Genomic DNA, 14,489 nt, shown 5'->3' on the forward strand with positions numbered 1-14,489 from the left:
GCCCGCCATGCACCGTCTCCCTGCGCTGGCCCTTTCGGGGTATTGCCTGGCTCTGGCGGGCTGCGGCGGGAACCCCTCCCGGGAGGCCCCATCCGCTGTAACGGGACCGATCCGGATCGAGCTCGACCAGAAGGCGCCGTCGAGTAGCTATGGAATTCTTACCCGCGGCCAAGAACGCAAGGTCTTCAAGGTGGGTTTCGGCCGAAACGGCATCACCTGCGCCGGCAGCCGCTTCGAGGAGGGCTACACGCCGCTGGGGCGTTTCCGGGTGAATGGGATCTTCAGCCACGATCGCTTCGAGATGGAGCCGGCGCTGGTCGCCCAATCAGGCAAGAGCGAAGCTGAACTGCGCCGGACGCTCTTCCGCAACATGAACGCCATCGACTTTGACGGCGATGGTGAAACTCGGGAATACGGCAGCGGCTACGTGAGCCTGGCGCCGGTGGGCAGCGTCAAACAGCCGTTCGCCTTCAACACCTACGAAGGCAGGTTCCGCTGGTACAGCTTCGCCATCCACGGCAGCAACAACGACCAACGCATCGGCCAAAAAGTGACCGGCGGCTGCGTGAACGTGGCCGAGCCCGCACTCCAGGCCCTACTCTCGGCCGTGAAGCTGGGCGATGAGGTAGTGATCAGTGCCAACGGACCCTGCACACCGTGATAGCGGCCTGGTGGATTAATTTAAAGCAAGTTTCACTACAAATATGAATCGAGACCCGTGCTCGGGTTTGCGGTGAAGCATATCGATCATCCGGGTATATACCCCAGCCGTTACTACTGAACCATGACCCAGTACCGGATACGACGCGATGACGGCGTCAGCGATGCCATCACCAAGCGGCTATACGCCAGCTACAACGAGGCCCATCAGGAACTCGAACGCTACTACGCCGATCTCTGCTGCTCGGACGATCGGGAATATTACCGAATCGAAGAGGACACCAGCGCAAGGGGAACCCAATCGACTGTCTGAGCTACACGCCCCTGGGTACAGGCCCATTTGCGCTTCCCATGTCAGTTAACACGAGCTGTTCGTATTGAACATCTGCGCTGACTGTGGGGGTGCGATTTAGAAAGAGTTCAAAGTGCCAGTTAGTTTTGTTGCTCTCCATGGCCGAATCAAGCGCTCCCCCTGAACCAAACCAGCTCCCGGATCAAGACCCATCCCCCTGGAGCGACCGGACGCAGTGCTGCGCTGGCTTCAGGAGGGCCACGAACGTTTTCTAGATGGCCACTCCATACATCCTCACACCACCAGAGAACGCATGCGGGCTGTGGTGGAAGGACAGCATCCCCTAGCGGCGGTGCTCGGCTGCGCCGATTCGCGGGTGCCGGTGGAGCTGCTCTTTGACTCAGGTTTCGGCGACCTGTTTGTGGTGCGCAATGCCGGCACGATGAGTACCACTGCAGCGATCGCTTCCCTCGAATATGCGGTGGGCCATCTAGATGTATCGCTGGTTGTGGTGCTGGGGCATGAGGCCTGTGGCGCCGTATCTGCCGCCCTTAACCCTCAATTGCTGCTCACGCCCAGCCTTTCCCAGGTGGTGGGCCAGCTGCGCATGGAGCTGTTGCAGTATGGCGAGCACCTCTCCCTGGAAGAATCCTGCCGGCGCCACACACTCAGCGCCGCCGCCAATCTGGTGCACTCCAGCGTGCTGCTGACCGATCGGGTGCGCGCTGGCCATTTGGCGGTGGTGGCGGGCTATTACGACCTGCACAGTTCCGCGATCGACTGGATGGGACATGTAGAGCCGATTGGTTATCCCAGCCCGGCACAAACCTCAACCTCCCTGCGGCGCTGAACGCAGGTGTTGATGCGGTTCATCGAGGGCTTCTGCCCCGCAGTTGACAGCCTCTGGCGGGAATGGCGCAGACAGGAGGACAGCCCCCTTAAATTGATGCTTGATGTGACAACATCAGATTCGCACCACCCTGCAACTCGACGATGACGTGCTGGCAGCGGCGCGGGTGCTGGCCCGGCAACAGCGCACCAGCCTGGGGGCCGTGATCAGCGAGCTGGCGCGCCAGGCCCTGGTGGCACCAGCACCAGGCTCTTGCTCGGAACATCGGAGGTCCGACCATCGCAACGGCCTGCCCCTGCTGCCCTTGAAGGAGCAGGGGGCACCGGTGGATCTGGAGCTCATAAACAGCCTGCGCAACGAGCTTGCCTAAGGGTGGGCCTACTGGATGTGAACGTGCTGATAGCCCTGCTGGATCGGCGCCACGTCCACCATGAAGCCACCCGCAGCATCAGTTCTGGCCGATTCGCTCAGCCTGCTGGGCCAGAGTGGTGTGGATGTATCACGGCTGCTGGCGCTGGCGGTCAACCACAACAGCCAGCTGGTGAGCTTTTATCGCCGCCTCAGCTGCAAGGGAGTGGCTGGGGGCCGCGAGGCCCTGTGGTTGATCGATCCCTGAGACCGCAAGCCGCAACATCACGAAGAGCAGCTGTAGTGGGATACGCCTCCAGCGTTGAAAAATTCGCTGGGCTTCAGGCGGTCGTAGGTGGCCGCCAGCTCCGCTGATGGCGACTCGTAGGGATGGCGGAACACCTCTTGCAGCTCCTGGATTGCTGTGGTGTCGCCCTGCGCCGCCTGTTCGTAGGCCGGGGCGATCAACCATTCGCGCCAGGTGATGGCCGGGTTCACGCGTTGCATCGCTGCCGATGTCGCGCTGAGGTCACCGTTGGCCATGATCTGCTCACGCCAGCGCCCCAGCCACTGGCCCCATTGCCAATCAAGCTCTTCGGAGCTGGGCTGGTAGAAGCTTTCTTTTAGGACTGAGAGGTGCTCGGGTATGGCAGACAGCTTGCGGAAAAAGATCGTGTAATCCAGCTTGGAGCGCACCATCAGCTCCAACAGCTCGTTCACCAGGTTGGCGTTGTAGCTGGCCAGGCCGAGCTTGCTGGCCCACATGGCCTCCAGTTCCTGCTGCATTGCAGCTGCAAAACCCTCGCGGATCTGATCGAGCTGGGCTAATGCCTCGCTATTGCCCGCGAGCAGCGGCCGCAGGGCAGCCCAGAACATCTGGTAATTGGCTTCTGCTGCCTGCGGCTGGTTGAAGAAGCTGAAATGCTCCCCGCCGCCCGTCCAGGGCTGGAAGCGGGGATCGAACAGTTCGCAGAAGCCGAAGGGTCCGTAGTCGAGCGTGTAGCCCCCGGCGGCGCAGTTGTCGCTGTTGAAGTTGCCCTGGCAATAGCCAACACGCAGCCAATGGGCCACCAGCCCAATAAGCCGGGCACGAAACAAGCCAGCCAGCTGCACCACCTGCTCGCTGAACGGCAGTGCGGGATCAATCTCCTGGCGGTAGTTGCGCTCGATCAGGTGCGCCACGATCATGCGCAACTCTTTGAGGGCCTCTGGATGGGCCTGGCGGCGGAGGCGGCGGGCAAACAACTCCAGCTGGCCCACCCGCAGAAATGACGGTGCCACCCGGGTGGTGATCGCCGCCGGGTTGTTGACCAGGATGTCGGGATCGAAGGACTGGGAACCCGGCGCGTACCAGGGCCGGCGCACGGTTTCAGCTCTGGACACATAGAGCGTCAGCGAGCGGGAGGTGGGAACCCCCAGGGCATGCATGAATTCCTGGGCCAGAAATTCGCGCACACTCGAGCGCAGCACGGCACGGCCATCGGCGCCGCGGCAGTAAGGCGTTTGCCCGCCGCCTTTTAGTTGCAGCTCCCAACGCCGGCCGTTGAACAGGCCTTCGAACACGGAAATGGCCCGGCCATCGCCATAGCCATTGCCGGTGCCGAAGGGGCACTGCTGGATGTATTCGCTGCCGTAGATAGACAGGGCATAGCCGGTGGCCCAGCCATAGGGGCGCATCGAGCCGGTGGCCACGCTGATGTCGCCGGAGAACAGGCGGAGGAAAGACTCATCGTGGGCCAGGGCCTCGTCCAGCCCCAGCTCCTGGAACAGGGCACTGCTGTGGGCCACAAACTCCGGCGCTGGCAGCGGCGTTGGCGTCACCGGCACATAGTGACCCGAGAAGACCTGGCGGGGCTGGTGGTCGCGGCCGTCAGCGCTGGCCTGGGGATCGGCATTCAGTCCATCCAGCAGCGAATAGTCAGCCCGTTGGGCAAACTCCGCAAAGCTTGTTATCGGCACTGTTGTAGGCACTCGTGTTGGCACTGCTGTGGACACTGGTCTATCGGGTTTTGAGCTGGTTGGATCTGGCGCAATGTTCAGCTTCTTGACGAAGCGCACCGCTGAGGCGGAGATCCTGCAGGAGTCGACCTTCCGACAGGACCCCTCAGAAGCTGTCTGAACATTGCTCGGGCGTGTTTTCCGTGACCAGTGGGCGGCCGCAGCTCTTGCAAATACCTGGTCCAGCCGCGTTTCGCCTGGACTCCTCTTCGTAGCCTGCTGCAATGATGCCAGCCGGGAGCGCGAAGATGGCGATACCTAGCAGCTGGATGATGCCGCCCAGGAACTTGCCAAGTGGTGTGACCGGAGCAATATCCCCATAACCGACGGTTGTTAGGGCCGATATGCCCCACCACATCGCCGCCGGAATGCTGGTAAAAATATCTGGCTGGGTGTCAGCCTCAACATAGTAAATGGCGCTAGAAGCTAAAATTAGTACGACCCCAACCGCTGCCAGTGCCACGCCGAGATCGCCTCGCCTTGCACCGATAACGCGCTTCATGCGCCCGATCGAATCGGAGTAACGGGCCAATTTCAGCACCCGCGCAAATCGCAACAGCCGCAGGGCCCGGAGAATCCGCAGATCAAGAGCAGCTGAAGGGACAGCAAGTGAGACGTAAAACGGCAATATGGCTAGCAGATCCACCACACCACCGAAGCTGCTCACGAAGCGGAGTCGTCCGATGATTGGCTGCCGATATCGCGGATCAGCCGTACAGGACCAAATTCTGGCTGCGTACTCAACGCTGAAAACGCCTACCGAGAAAACCTCGAAGGCCCAAAATGCCGTGCCGAAGCGCAACTGGAGACTCTGCACAGTCTCCAGGATGACCGCCAGCACATTTAATAGGATCAGCACGAGCAGGATCACGTCGACCCAATCCCAATCAGCTACGCCACATTGCGGATCCTCGCTGACATCGAGAAGCTCCCATACTCGTTGGCGGAGCCCTGAGCCAGCCATTCCCCTAATACCCTTGGGTCGAATCTAAGGCTAGGCCCCCCTCCCTTGCTGTGGCCACTCAGGGTCGGCTGCCTTTGGCTTCGGACAATGGGTGCTAGGTTTGAAATGACTTTTCCAAACATCAAGATGCATGCAACCCTGCGGCAATACGAGGGAATTGAAAATGCTGCTGAGATCATCAAGCAGGTTGCTGCATCATTTCTGCCCGATCAGAAGACAATTCCAGGCTTTGTGAGTTACTACTTTGTCGACGTTGGCGAATCTGGCGGCCGCATGATTTCCCTCAGCGTCTTCGCATCTGAGGAGGGGGCCGTTGAATCGAACCGGCGTGCGGCAGCATGGGTGGCCAAGCACCCAAACTTAATCCCCGCGGCCACGAACTCCGAAGAGGGACCAGTTGTGGTCAGCTGACCTGCCAACGCACCCATGTGCCTACGCTCCGCCCGCCCCCAGCAGCTCAGGCAACTGATCGGTGGTGCTGGCGCGATGTTGCTGCTTCATAGCTGCAGCCTCCCAGCGGAAAGCCATCCCCAACCGGCGGTGGTGCCACCCGAAGAGCGGCTTAATCAGGGCCAGCAGGTCACCGTGACCCAGGGGGTGTTGGAGGTGAAACGGCTGGGAGGCCAGCCGCTCGGGCCAGACTTCCCCGCCCTGGCTGGCCGTGAACTCAGGCTGCGCCAGATCACGATCGCCCCCGGCGGCAGCATCGGCCTGCACCTTCACGACCAGCGGCCCGGCGTGGCCTACATCCTCGAAGGGCAGATGACCGAGCGGCGCGGCCCCGGGTTCGTCCCCCAGGTGATTCGCAGCGGGGAGGCAGCCTTCGAGGGCAGCGGGATCAGCCACTGGTGGCGAAACGAGGGCTCAACCCCCGCCCGGGCCTTGGTGGTGGACATCGTGCCCGTGGAGACACCCTGAGGGGGGCATCACCAGATACCGGGCAGCAGCCGAGAACTGCGTTGCTGCCAGGCCCTGAACTCCGGATACTTGGCGGCCATCAGTGCTTCCTTCTGGCCAATTCGTTGCAGGTAGAGGAGCAGCACCAGGGCAGGCACCAGATAGGCCCAGCCGTTGCCAGCCACCACGGCAAAGCTCAGGTAGCGAAGTAGGTCGCCGAGATAGTTGACATGGCGCACCCGCCGCCAGATGCCATCGCTAACCAGGCCAGCGCCCATGGCCTTGGCGGTGGTCTTCTGTACATCAGCGCTGGCATTGATCAGGCTGCCAAAGCTGAACAGGCCAACGGCAAGTGCAACGGCGCCATGGGAAATCGGCACGGGATTGAGAAAGGCCAGCAACCCCGGCAGGCTGTAAAGCACCCCCACGAACAACAGGGCAAAGACAAAGCCAGCCGGGCCGACACGCTCGGGAAACATCAGGCGGCGCCGCTCAGGGAAGAGCCACTGTTCCAATAACCACCACAGGCAGTAGCTGATGTGCAGGCTCAGATACAGGGCCTGGCGCCCATCGTTAACACCAACCAGTGCTGCGAGCACCAGGAGCAGCACAATCGTGAGCAGCTTGGCGGCGTTGATTGCCGTGAGCTGGCTTGCCCAGCGCGACCCAGCTTCTGCTGGCGTCAAGTCTTCAGCCGGGGTCAATGGGACCTGACTGCGCTCGCCACCACGGGGCCGGCATCGACTCGACTGGCCGTCGGGGCGGTGTTGGGATGGGCTGCAATCCAGCGCTCCACCCATTCGGCTGCTATGCGGTTTGACTCGGCGGCTGCCTCACTGCTTTCAAATACGCTCAGGGAAATCATTCGATCCCCCGCATCACCTACGTCAACGAAATAGTAGGCAATGAAACCAGGCAAGGCCTCCATCTCAGCTAATAATCCATCCCGTAAGGGCTGCAGGGCCTCGATTGGATCGCCGATACCTTCATACTCGCGCAAGGTTGCATGCATTGAATTCATCCTCAGATTAGTAGTGGGCGCTCAAACTGGGAGCCAAAGCAATCATACAGAACCTGCCAAAGGGAGGGTTGCTTATTAAGCTCCTTGGCGGCGTCCTCCCTTGCCTGTTTCACGTCATCAGCGTGGAGAGAAAGGGCCCCGTCCAGCTCATTAAGCAACCGCTCTTCTTGCTCACAGATAAAACTATCCTCATCGCCTCCCCTGCAGACACTGGCAACCATCACGGCCGTGCGCATGGCCAGCATGTGATAGTCAATAGCAATCAGTTTGGCCAGGCAGCTAATGCTCTGGGGATCTTTCAATTCATCTTCCCAGGAAACAAACTTAGCCCGTAGCCGATGTTGCTTCTCCAGGGATTGAAGAAGGAGCTCTTCATTTGGCGAAAGGTAGCCGTCGGCTAACGCTATGATATTTAGAATTCTTAGAATTGCGCCAGAAGAGCGAATGTCCATTGGGGTCAACTGTAAAGGATTGGGATGTATTTCAATGGCAGTTCTGCCGCCCTAATTCACACCTTGAAAACTCCGGGGTCTGGCAGGGCTTGCCAGGCTTCGATCTCCACCGCGTAGGCGGCGTGGCGCTGGATCGCATCATCCATAAATAGGGCCACTCGAACCGGGGTGTCAGGGGCCATCGAGAAACCATGCATGGCCAAGCCGGTGGTCATGCAGCGCAGCGCCCCCAGTTGCAGGTCTCGGCGGGCATCGGCAATTGAGTAGTCGCGAACACCGCCTTTCTCGAGGCCACCGTACCAGACCTGCAGCAGCTCCTCATGGCGACCCAGCCGTTGAACGTGGGGCGTACTCCCCCCAATCAGGAAGGCGATATCAATCGAGGCCATGCTGCGGCTGGCCCATGACCAATCAATAATTACCGAAGCTGGATCCTCAACCGTGCCGCCATAGAGGACATTGTCGGCGCGCAGGTCACCGTGAACGAGGGTCCAGGGCCTATCGGCCAGGGCCGCATCGATGGCATTGTTTTGTTCCAGCACAGCTCGATACAGCTGGCAGGCGGCCGGGCCGAAACGAACCCCATAAGTGGCAAAGAAATCATCCAGCAACTCAGCTTTGGGATCCGCAAACCAGAAGCCATGGGGCGGCAGCCAGCTGTGCTCCTCCAGGCCTGGATCCATCCAGAATTCAGCGTGGATTGCTGCCATCTGTTCGATGGTGACAAGGGTTTGCTGATAACTCAGCCCAATCACCTGATCACCTGAATTCAGATGGGTGAGATCTTCCATCAACAGCCAAGATGGGGCACTGCCCTGGCAGGCAAATATGGAAGGTTTATGTTCGTTCAGCCTATGGGTGCAGTGGGTATAGACGCCCACTTCGCGGCCAAAGGCATTGTGGAGGCGGCTGAACTCATTAAAATCTTGGTTAGCTGTCTCACTCTTCAAGATCACGCTGGAGGGGCCACTGCCTGGCGGATCGCAGCTGAGCTCCAGCCGCCAGGCGGTGGACTGCAGCCCCTTCCCCTCCCCCAGTCGCTTGGCCTCCAAGCTGGTGACCGTAGTTCCAAGAACTTCACCAATCCAGCCGGGCTCGGGAAGGCGAACTTTTGATTCCTGACTCTGGGATTCGTCGGTCAAGGCGGCAGGCATCGCTCTATTGGTTGCGGTGGATGGGGTCAACTACAAGGCTAATCGAAACCCGGTCCTAAGCTTTTAGCTCAGAGAAAATTCCATGTCATTCGCCCGCATCATTGCCCCTGCCAATCGACCGGCCCCGATGCGGATCGCCGGGTTTGACATCCAGACCCTGATTTCTGGCAACGAGGCCCAGAATTTCGAAGTGTTTTTCACCTCAGGGCTGGATGGAGCCGGGCCGGCACCTCACTGCCACCAGTGGGACGAAACCTTTTTTGTGCTCCAGGGGCCTGTGGCCTTCGGGGTGGGAGACCAGGAGCAGTGGATCGAAGCAGGCACCCTGCTGCATGTACCAGGGGGGGAGCGGCACTGGTATCGCTTTGGCAATCAAAAGGGAGAATTCCTCTCCTTCACCTCAGGCAAGGCCGCCAGCCCGATGTACCGCGAATTGGCAGGCCTTCCAGCCGAAGCGCCGAAGCTCGACTACCGCGCTGTGGCAATCAGGCACGGCCAGACGGCGCTCCCGGATAGTTGAAAGGAACCCTTGACATCCCTCAGGGGGCCTTCGCCGCCCCACCCTGCACCCCTATACCTGTATCGATCCGCTCAATCGGTGGCGCACCCAGGCCCTGCTGCCAGAGGTTGAGCACCGCCCAATAGCCCTGGGTGAAGGGCTTGGTGGCGGCTGTTGAATCAACTGCGCCGCTCCTGATCAGCTGCAGCAGATCTGGCAGGTCGTCTAGGGCCACAACCTTCACACTGCCAGTTTTGCCGAGGGCCGCGATCGCCCGGGCAACGCCAATGCCGCCACCCGCATCACTCACCACCCAGCCCTTGAGCTGGGGATGGTTGACCATGGTGGCCCTGGCCTGCTCTTCGGCGGTGCTGATGCTGTCGTTGTCTACCGGTGAGGCCACCACCTGGATGCCTGGCTGGCTGGCAAAAACCTGCCGGTGACAGCGGGCGCGGATGGCATGGTTCGGTGCGGTGGGTACCCCCTGCATGATCGCCACCTCGCCCTTGCCCCCCAGCAGCTGCACCAAGCGCTCGGAGGCGATGCGTGCCTGCAGGCAGTAGTCGTTGCCGATGCTGGTGAGCGGCAATGAGGCAGGCGGCTCCGAATCGAAGACGTTCACGGCGATGCCCTGGCGCCGGGCCTGCTCTAGCAGCGGGCGGAGGCCCTCGGCATCGAGCAGATCGATGCTGATGCCACTGGGGCGCGAGCGAATCGCTGCCTCCAGGATTGCCGCCTGTAGGGCCAGCTCAGAGCGGGCGGGCGGCCGGTACTCCACTACTGCCGCGTTTTTCGTCTGCTTGTTGATCATCAGGGCAGCGGCCTCGGCGCCTTCGCGCACCGTCTCAAACCAGGGGTGGGCGAGCTTGGGCACGAGCACAAAGCGCAGCGGTTTGGCAACAGCGCCGGCCATGGAGCCTGTCAGAAGGGGTCCCAGCAGGGAGACGGCCAGGAGGGAGACCCCCAGGGACGCGGCACGAATTGGGCGCGAAAATATGGGCATCTGGCCAACGGCATGGCCCGGGAGAATAGCTGGAGCGCGCCGGCCAATCCCGCCAAACCCTTTCAATTTCCAACTGGCCTCCCACTCTGGCTGGCAGGATCAGGCATTAAGGTGGAGCATTACGGGCTTAATAGTTATGTAGGGCTTGCTGAGGAACCGATATCCATTGCGCCGCAGTTGATTCCAGGGATGGTCTCACGTTAAAATGAGCCTAATGGAGCCATTCCTGGCTTAGAACAATCTGCTGACACGCCAATGTACGTTTTTCAGCACGCAGGTCAGCTATCGATCGAGGAGTTTTACACGCCCTTCGGCGGCAAACTAGATCCTAATAATCGCTGGCTTCTGCTTCGTAACCTGATTCCATGGATGCCGCTGGAAAGCCAGTATGCACCCCAATTCAGTGCCAAGACAGGAGCACCGGCCAAGCCGTTTCAGATGGCGTTCGGTGCGCTGTACATCCAGCAACGCCTGGGAGTGACAGACCGCGAAACAGTTCAGCTGATCACGGAATCACCGTATCTACAATTTTTCATTGGCTTGAGTGCATACCAGGCAATGCCCCCGTTTGATCCATCGATGATGGTGCATTTTCGTAAGCGCATTGGCCCTGATCTGATCAAGATCTGCAATGACATGACCAAGGCCAATGGCATTGCGATGATTAAAGAGATGCTGGTTTCGGCGGAGGAGGATGATAGCGAACAAGAAGAGGAGCAACAGCTTGCTGCCATCGACGAAGCGCTAGGGGTGAAGCCTGCAACGTTGGATCCTGAAAGTAACTGGGGTACTCTGATTCTTGATGCAACCTGCGTGCCTGATGACATTCCCTACCCAGTAGATCTGAGGTTGCTCAACGAAGCGAGAGAGGCCACTGAGAAGATCATCGACGAACTGTTCAAGCAGTTGCAGGGAAAGATCAATCGTAAACCCCGCTGCAACCGGGATAAAGCTCGGAATCGGTTTCTGGCGATCATCAAGAAGAAAAAGCCCAAATGCGCCGAGATCCGTGAAGTCAAGCGCTTTCAGCTCAACGAGATCCGGAGAAACCTCAGAGCAATTGATCAGATGATCCATTGCGGTGCCATGCTTTTGGAGCTTGGAACCCAGCTCTACCGCAAGCTGCTGATCACCAGTGAACTGTACCGGCAGCAGCAGGAGATGTATGACGCTGATAGCCGGCGCATCGACGATCGGATTGTCAATTTGTCAAAACCACACGTGCGGCCGATCGTGAGGGGCAAGGCGGGAAGGCGAACAGAGTTCGGTGCGAAGATCTCAATATCAGATGATAATGGCTTTGTCGATGTGGATCGAATCAGCTGGGACAACTACAATGAAGCCAACGACCTGATCGCACGTACCAAGCAATACAAGGAAGAGCGAGGGTACTATCCAGCACGAATCTGTGCCGATTCAATCTATATGACATTAGGCAACAAGAAGTTCTGCGCAGAAAATAACATCAGACTCAGTGGCCGTCCACGCAAGAAGCAGGTAGAGGCCGAGGTGCAGACAGCAGAGCAACAAGAGCTTTTTAAATCAGACTTGAGAAAGCGTTCCGTGATCGAGGGAAGAATCGGAACGAGCAAACGGAAATATGGACTGGATCGGATCATGACCAAGCTGATTGAAACATCAAGAACGGTGATCACGATGGCGTTCTTTGTGATGAATGCCGAGAAGGTTCTCAGGCTACTGCGCCTCTTATTATCTATTCTTGTCTCTGTGTACATCCTGATGCTCTATTTGCTCGCCTCCTGGCGCCGTCCAGCGCTTCTGTGGGCTGCTTAGTCAGCTTCTAGGAGTAAAATTGAGGTCACCAGCGCTTGGCGCTGCAGGCTGAGTCGCGGCCCTTGGCGCGGACGAAAAACCCGCGAATGAAATTCAGCAAGCCCTATGTACATGGTTTCCAATTTCTGGCCCGGTGCCACCTTGGAGCAGTTCCAGGCCGAACTGGCCGAATTGGAAGGCAAGTCCCAGCCTGAAACCCAATTGATGCGTTCGGTAGCCGAGGTGGAAGGGGGCCTGTTGATTGTCTCCCTGTGGAAAGGTAAGTCTGAATATGAGAGCTGGGCGGAATCAACCCTTATGCCCCAGATTGATATTCCCGGCGGGATGGAAGGCCGACCCACCCAGAGGATTGGCCCTGTGGTGGAACATTATTCAGTGCTGCCTTCCAGCTGAAATCTTTGTCGCCAAGTATAACGACTGGGATCGAAAGTCTGGATCTAAGTAGAAGCTTAACGAGCCTTCATTCATTTAGAAGGCATAGCGCAGACCCAAGGTGACCCCGTGGGTCTGTAGTGGGGCATTAGTGCCGCCAATGGGCAAGGCAAAGCTGGCTGCGGGCCTGACGATCTGGGCCTGGCCACTGCCCGTAGTGATGCTGCCCAGGTCGCTGAAGCGATAGGCAAAGTCCAGATCTAGCTTGGCGCCCAAGGGAATGCTGAGGCCAGCGGTAAGCAGATAGGCCATACCGGTGGAGCTGCCTGCGGGGGTCGTGGTGGTTGCAGTGGGGGAAATCCCGGGAAAAGTGAAATTGAGCGAGTCGATCCGGCTACGGGCAACGCCAAGGCCCGCGCCCAGAAAGGGGCGCACCTTGCCTAGGAGTGTGTCGCTCGTAGCGCCGCCGCTCACGCCATCCAGCGCAGCTCGGCACTTCTTTCTTTACCGTCTTCCTTTGAATTTCGGACGCGGTTCGCTGACTTCTGCTCAGCCGTGGGGGTCTGCCCCCCTATCCCGTTGCCATCGCCTCCTGCAGCCTCTGTTTCTTCAGGTGGCGCCACAGCTTGTTGAGGTTGTGGGTTGTTCCCCAGAGCATCCATTCCCCATTCACCTTGGCCAGCCCGCGCAGCAGGAAGCGCCGCAGCCCTCGCACTTCTTTGGTTTGACCAAACACCGGCTCCACGATCGTTTTGCGCTTGGCGTAGATCTCTCGGCCTTCTTTCTTGCGTAGCTTGCGGGCCATCTTGCCTTTGGCATCCAGCCCCTTGGGGATCGGGCCATAGATCGGTGGTAATGGCTGACCGTGCGGCAGCCTGCCCGTCGCGATGTGGGGGTCGGTGCCTCGCTTTTCGCAGGCAGAAACGTTGTCCTCACTCCAGTAGCCCGCATCAGCAATGAACGTCCTGGGCACCTGGGTGGTGTTGGCCATGGTGCGCTCCAGCATGGGCACCAGGTGCTCTGGATCCGGCGGTTGGTTGCTGACGCCCATCGCCACGATCACCTGGTGATCGCCATCGACGGCCGCTTGGCAGTTGTAGCCCTGCAGCAGGTTGCCGTCGCTTTTCATGATGTGGCTGTCTGGATCCGTGTAGTTCCGCTGCGCAGCGGCTGTGGGGCTGCCATCGGCCCGATGGGCCAGGCCGCGATAAGGCATGGCGTCAGCCGGCTGAGGATCCAATCCTTCCGGCTCAAGGCCTGCCTCCTGGGCCTTCTCGATCGCTAGCTCCTTGGCGGCCTCTGCTTTCTCCTGCGCCTTGGCTGCTTTGCCAGCCAGCTTCTGCTGTTCGCTGGCATCCGCTACTGCGGCATCGGCAGCAGCAGCAGCATCCGCCACCGCAGCTTCTGCCTCTGCTGCCTGCTTGGCGCGATCACGGGCAGCGGCGGCCGCTGCTTCTGCCTCCAACGCTTGTCGGGCATGGCGGATCTTCTTCAGCCGGTCCTCGCGCCGCCGCAGCTCCTTGGGCAGATCACTGCCCAGCTTGCCTTTGCCGTACTTGCCGTCTTCCTGCGCATCAAGGATCTCGGCCCGGCGCATCAGCTCCTTGATCTCCTTCTCGAGCTGCGCCTCGGCTTTGAGCATCCGCTCGTGGCTCATCGCTTTGTGTTTGGAGGCATTGGCCTGCACCTTGGTGCCGTCCAGCGCCACATGGCCCAGGCTGACCATGCCGGCCGCCTGACAGAGGCGCAGGATCTGAACGAACAGCTCGCTCAGGGCCTCAAGGTTGCGGCGCCGGAACTCACTGATCCGGCTGTGGTCCGGCTGCTGGTTGCCGGTAAGCACCCGGAAGGCCAGATCCTCGTAGCAGGCCCGCTCAATCTTCCGGGAGGAGACCGTGCCCACGCAGTAGGCGTAAAGCAGCAATAGCGTCATCATCCTGGGGTCGAAACCCTTCTCGCCACGGGGATCTTTGCTCTGGGCAGGGATCACGATCGCCGACAGATCCAGCTCATCGACCAGATCGAGCAGGAAATACACCTGATGGTCAGCGGTCAGCCAGTCACTCGGTGAGGCCGGCAGCAAGGAGGTCTGCTCCGGCTGCCAGGGACGAAAGGTCTTGCGCTTCTGCATGCCCCATTTTATCGCCCAGATCCACTGCTGTCACTGGGATCAGGGCAGATTTGG

The 14,489-nt window shown here is 59.7% G+C and carries 19 protein-coding genes; 10 read left to right on the plus strand and 9 right to left on the minus strand.

The window, feature by feature from the left end:
* Window positions 1–7: 7 nt before the first annotated feature.
* From H8F27_RS14680 to H8F27_RS14700, 5 genes are all read left to right on the plus strand, one after another.
* Entirely contained in the window at window positions 8–661 is a 654-nt protein-coding gene (locus H8F27_RS14680) for a L,D-transpeptidase (protein ID WP_197149032.1), read from the plus strand.
* A gap of 123 nt (window positions 662–784) precedes the next feature.
* Window positions 785–973, plus strand: coding sequence for a hypothetical protein (locus H8F27_RS14685; RefSeq protein WP_197149036.1), 189 nt, complete (start codon window positions 785–787; stop codon window positions 971–973).
* A gap of 292 nt (window positions 974–1,265) precedes the next feature.
* Entirely contained in the window at window positions 1,266–1,802 is a 537-nt protein-coding gene (locus H8F27_RS14690) for a carbonic anhydrase (protein WP_197149037.1), read from the plus strand.
* Window positions 1,803–1,950: 148 nt separating this feature from the next.
* Window positions 1,951–2,172 (plus strand): CopG family transcriptional regulator, encoded by a 222-nt coding sequence (locus H8F27_RS14695; RefSeq protein ID WP_304623214.1) that lies wholly within the window; start codon window positions 1,951–1,953, stop codon window positions 2,170–2,172.
* Window positions 2,173–2,232: 60 nt separating this feature from the next.
* Entirely contained in the window at window positions 2,233–2,418 is a 186-nt protein-coding gene (locus H8F27_RS14700) for a hypothetical protein (protein ID WP_231596319.1), read from the plus strand.
* A 17-nt stretch (window positions 2,419–2,435) separates the two neighbouring features.
* On the opposite strand, the gene H8F27_RS14705 is transcribed toward H8F27_RS14700, so the two are convergent.
* Entirely contained in the window at window positions 2,436–4,109 is a 1,674-nt protein-coding gene (locus tag H8F27_RS14705) for a YdiU family protein (protein WP_231596320.1), read from the minus strand.
* Between the two features lie 145 nt (window positions 4,110–4,254).
* Window positions 4,255–5,112: an ion transporter gene (locus H8F27_RS14710; protein WP_197149039.1), complete on the minus strand. Its 858-nt coding sequence runs from the start codon at window positions 5,110–5,112 to the stop codon at window positions 4,255–4,257.
* A 126-nt stretch (window positions 5,113–5,238) separates the two neighbouring features.
* Between H8F27_RS14710 and H8F27_RS14715 the strand changes: the two genes are divergently transcribed.
* Both H8F27_RS14715 and H8F27_RS14720 read left to right on the plus strand, forming a co-directional pair.
* The gene (locus H8F27_RS14715; protein WP_231596321.1) at window positions 5,239–5,523 is read left to right on the plus strand and encodes a hypothetical protein; all 285 of its coding nucleotides are present in this window, start codon (window positions 5,239–5,241) and stop codon (window positions 5,521–5,523) included.
* A gap of 15 nt (window positions 5,524–5,538) precedes the next feature.
* Window positions 5,539–6,030 (plus strand): cupin domain-containing protein, encoded by a 492-nt coding sequence (locus H8F27_RS14720; protein WP_197149041.1) that lies wholly within the window; start codon window positions 5,539–5,541, stop codon window positions 6,028–6,030.
* Between the two features lie 8 nt (window positions 6,031–6,038).
* Here H8F27_RS14720 and H8F27_RS14725 read toward each other — a convergent pair whose 3' ends face one another.
* Genes H8F27_RS14725 through H8F27_RS14740 form a run of 4 tightly spaced genes read right to left on the minus strand, consistent with a single transcriptional unit; the run spans window position 6,039 to window position 8,636 of the window.
* Window positions 6,039–6,695, minus strand: coding sequence for an isoprenylcysteine carboxylmethyltransferase family protein (locus H8F27_RS14725; protein ID WP_231596322.1), 657 nt, complete (start codon window positions 6,693–6,695; stop codon window positions 6,039–6,041).
* Between the two features lie 14 nt (window positions 6,696–6,709).
* Entirely contained in the window at window positions 6,710–7,021 is a 312-nt protein-coding gene (locus tag H8F27_RS14730; RefSeq protein WP_231596323.1) for a hypothetical protein, read from the minus strand.
* A gap of 11 nt (window positions 7,022–7,032) precedes the next feature.
* On the minus strand, window positions 7,033–7,482 hold the full coding sequence (locus tag H8F27_RS14735; RefSeq protein WP_197149052.1) for a hypothetical protein: 450 nt from the start codon (window positions 7,480–7,482) through the stop codon (window positions 7,033–7,035).
* Between the two features lie 56 nt (window positions 7,483–7,538).
* Window positions 7,539–8,636, minus strand: a complete 1,098-nt coding sequence (locus H8F27_RS14740) for a phosphotransferase (RefSeq protein WP_197149054.1) — start codon at window positions 8,634–8,636, stop codon at window positions 7,539–7,541.
* An 82-nt stretch (window positions 8,637–8,718) separates the two neighbouring features.
* Between H8F27_RS14740 and H8F27_RS14745 the strand changes: the two genes are divergently transcribed.
* Window positions 8,719–9,156, plus strand: a complete 438-nt coding sequence (locus H8F27_RS14745) for a cupin domain-containing protein (protein ID WP_197149056.1) — start codon at window positions 8,719–8,721, stop codon at window positions 9,154–9,156.
* 19 nt (window positions 9,157–9,175) lie between these two features.
* Here H8F27_RS14745 and H8F27_RS14750 read toward each other — a convergent pair whose 3' ends face one another.
* Window positions 9,176–10,048 carry a substrate-binding domain-containing protein gene (locus H8F27_RS14750; protein ID WP_197149058.1) on the minus strand — a complete coding sequence of 291 codons (873 nt, stop codon included), beginning with the start codon at window positions 10,046–10,048 and terminating at the stop codon, window positions 9,176–9,178.
* Between the two features lie 345 nt (window positions 10,049–10,393).
* Between H8F27_RS14750 and H8F27_RS14755 the strand changes: the two genes are divergently transcribed.
* Together H8F27_RS14755 and H8F27_RS14760 are read left to right on the plus strand one after the other, a co-directional pair.
* On the plus strand, window positions 10,394–11,932 hold the full coding sequence (locus H8F27_RS14755) for an IS5 family transposase (RefSeq protein WP_197149060.1): 1,539 nt from the start codon (window positions 10,394–10,396) through the stop codon (window positions 11,930–11,932).
* 111 nt (window positions 11,933–12,043) lie between these two features.
* Window positions 12,044–12,325 (plus strand): hypothetical protein, encoded by a 282-nt coding sequence (locus H8F27_RS14760; RefSeq protein ID WP_197149062.1) that lies wholly within the window; start codon window positions 12,044–12,046, stop codon window positions 12,323–12,325.
* Window positions 12,326–12,400: 75 nt separating this feature from the next.
* On the opposite strand, the gene H8F27_RS14765 is transcribed toward H8F27_RS14760, so the two are convergent.
* Both H8F27_RS14765 and H8F27_RS14770 read right to left on the minus strand, forming a co-directional pair.
* On the minus strand, window positions 12,401–12,778 hold the full coding sequence (locus tag H8F27_RS14765) for an outer membrane protein (protein ID WP_197149064.1): 378 nt from the start codon (window positions 12,776–12,778) through the stop codon (window positions 12,401–12,403).
* 97 nt (window positions 12,779–12,875) lie between these two features.
* Window positions 12,876–14,435: an IS1182 family transposase gene (locus tag H8F27_RS14770; protein WP_197148363.1), complete on the minus strand. Its 1,560-nt coding sequence runs from the start codon at window positions 14,433–14,435 to the stop codon at window positions 12,876–12,878.
* Window positions 14,436–14,489: the final 54 nt, after the last annotated feature.

The sequence above is a fragment of the Synechococcus sp. CBW1108 genome, from assembly GCF_015840335.1.
Classification (GTDB): domain Bacteria; phylum Cyanobacteriota; class Cyanobacteriia; order PCC-6307; family Cyanobiaceae; genus Cyanobium_A.